Below are 1,967 nucleotides of genomic sequence, written 5' to 3'. Positions count from 1 at the left end.
CTAAGCTAGTACTTACTGGCTTACTTTATTCAGAGCAACCATCGCTGGTTACTCCTTACTCACGTAAGCACTTGTTTCGCTTCCGAATCAAGCACTCACACTCATCGACTGTATTTTTTTAAAGATCGGCTAGCTTGCTCGAACACCGTGTTTCTGTGTGCGCTGCAGCGAGAGACCGAACTATACCGAGGAGGCCTTATCCGGTCAACCCTTGCGCAACATAAAAATGATTTAATAACGTAAGTAATTGATTTAGAAAAGCAGCAATCAATCCTTATGGCTGGCAGACTAGGCGACTGCGTCTTTGATGGCTTTGAGCGGTGTGTACTTCAGTGCTTTCTTCGCAGGGATTTGCACTGGCTCGCCTGTTCTTGGGTTGCGGCCAATGCGTGCATCGCGGTGTTTAACCGCCAATTTACCAATCCCTGGCAAAGTAACTTCACCGCCGCCTTTCAAAGTTGCACCAGTCACATCGCCCAGCGCTTCTAAGGTGGCTTCTACTGCCTTTTTAGAAATACCTGGTAACTCGTACTCAGCAACCCTGAGTACAGCCTCGATGAGCTCTCTCTTATTCATAGTGAAATTCCAGATATTGAAATAAATTAGAGCCTATTGTGCCAGCCCTTATTACTCTATGTCTGTTTGAAATTGAGAGAAAGATTATTTATTAGGCTTTGCTGCAACAGTTATCTGATTAGCATTTCATTCACACACCAGGTACAACAACAATTGCGATTCTGTGTATTTACTGAAAAAATAGATAAATGCCTCTTAAACTCAATTCCCAAGTCATTCAAATTGCCGTGCTGCTTTTGCCTCCGGCGCCCCTGCTGAGCATCGCTGGCATCGATACTATTTTGGGCATGGCAAACACGATGAGTGATGCGTCTTTATATAAGGTGCAGTACTACTCTTTAGATGGCGCTGCGATACCACTGGCAACGGGCGGACACTATCCTCAGCTTCCTGCCTTACCCAACACCCTGACGATTGATGTATTACTTGTTGTTTCCCAAACGCCACCTTTTGCGAACGATCCGCGCCTTGCCCTGCTTAAACCGCTGCTTAATAACGCCACTTTAGTTGGGGCGATTGATTGTGGCGCATGGTGGCTGGCGGCCTGCGGCGTATTAGATCAGCACCGGGCCACAGTGCGCTGGCCTGAGCTGCGGGCATTTACTGCGACTTTTCCCCGCGTAATTTGCACACAGAATATATATGAGTTTGATCGCAACTATTTTAGCTGCGGCGCAGGCGCTGCAACGCTGGATGCGCTGCTGGCCTTAGTAGCCAGGCAACAAAGCCTTAGCTTAGCCGAGCAGATTGCTGAATCTTTATGTATTGAACACCTGCGCACACCCGATACCCGCCAGCGCACTTCGCATGCTTTGCAACTGGGGCAACGCCAGCCCAAGCTCAGCGCCGTGCTGCAATTAATGGAAGCCAACTTAGAAGAGCCACTCAGCAGCGACGAGCTGGCACAGCACGTTGATTTATCCCGCCGCCAGCTGGAGCGTTTGTTTAAGCAACATTTAGATACCCTGCCCACCCGCCACTATATGCAATTACGTTTAGAACGGGCCCGCACCATGTTGCAACGTACCGGGATTTCTGTGGTGCAGATTGGTTTATCTTGTGGTTTTTCTTCTGGTGCGCATTTTGCAACCGCCTACCGCGCCCACTTTGGCGTATCCCCCCGGGATGATCGCGCTGCATTCTCTAAGTAATGAAGCTCATAAGCATCTGAATAAGTTTGATGCACTTGCTCCCCTTTTAAAAAAGATGGGCAGCAGGCACTGTATATCTTTACAAAAAACCGCCGAAGAAAACCACACAAAGACAAATCCCCCTCAATCCCAATGCTGTTCACTTTATAGTCAAATGATGGATAATTGATAGATAATTTCTTTTTTTCATTAATCATGAAGTATGGCGAGCAGAGCTGCACATTTGGAAGATTCGATTCG

Annotated in this window: 3 protein-coding genes; 1 reads left to right on the top strand and 2 read right to left on the bottom strand. The window is 47.7% G+C overall.

Features of this window, described 5'->3' with window-relative positions; genetic code table 11:
• Nucleotides 1–288 precede the first annotated feature (288 nt).
• Complete coding sequence (locus CSQ88_RS22325) at nt 289–576, bottom strand: HU family DNA-binding protein (protein WP_099400254.1); 288 nt, start codon at nt 574–576, stop codon at nt 289–291.
• 188 nt (nt 577–764) lie between these two features.
• Here CSQ88_RS22325 and CSQ88_RS22320 point away from each other — a divergent pair, with 188 nt between their 5' ends.
• Nucleotides 765–1,727 (top strand): GlxA family transcriptional regulator, encoded by a 963-nt coding sequence (locus CSQ88_RS22320; RefSeq protein ID WP_099400253.1) that lies wholly within the window; start codon nt 765–767, stop codon nt 1,725–1,727.
• On the opposite strand, the gene CSQ88_RS23265 is transcribed toward CSQ88_RS22320, so the two are convergent.
• Nucleotides 1,670–1,967, bottom strand: a 298-nt coding sequence (locus CSQ88_RS23265; protein ID WP_218963189.1) for a hypothetical protein, incomplete at its 5' end; no start/stop codon positions are given. The two genes, CSQ88_RS22320 and CSQ88_RS23265, sit on opposite strands and share 58 nt — an antisense overlap.

The sequence above is a fragment of the Iodobacter sp. BJB302 genome (assembly GCF_002735645.1).
GTDB lineage: Bacteria > Pseudomonadota > Gammaproteobacteria > Burkholderiales > Chitinibacteraceae > Iodobacter.
Note: the sequence above shows the minus strand (reverse complement) of the source record. Positions and strands in the feature narration are given on the sequence as shown.

Bases quoted from the DNA above. Each gene is read 5' to 3' on its own strand.
- CSQ88_RS22320 (WP_099400253.1), top strand. From the start codon at position 765: ATGCCTCTTAAACTCAATTCCCAAGTCATTCAAATTGCCGTGCTGCTT.
- CSQ88_RS22325 (WP_099400254.1), bottom strand. From the start codon at position 576: ATGAATAAGAGAGAGCTCATCGAGGCTGTACTCAGGGTTGCTGAGTAC.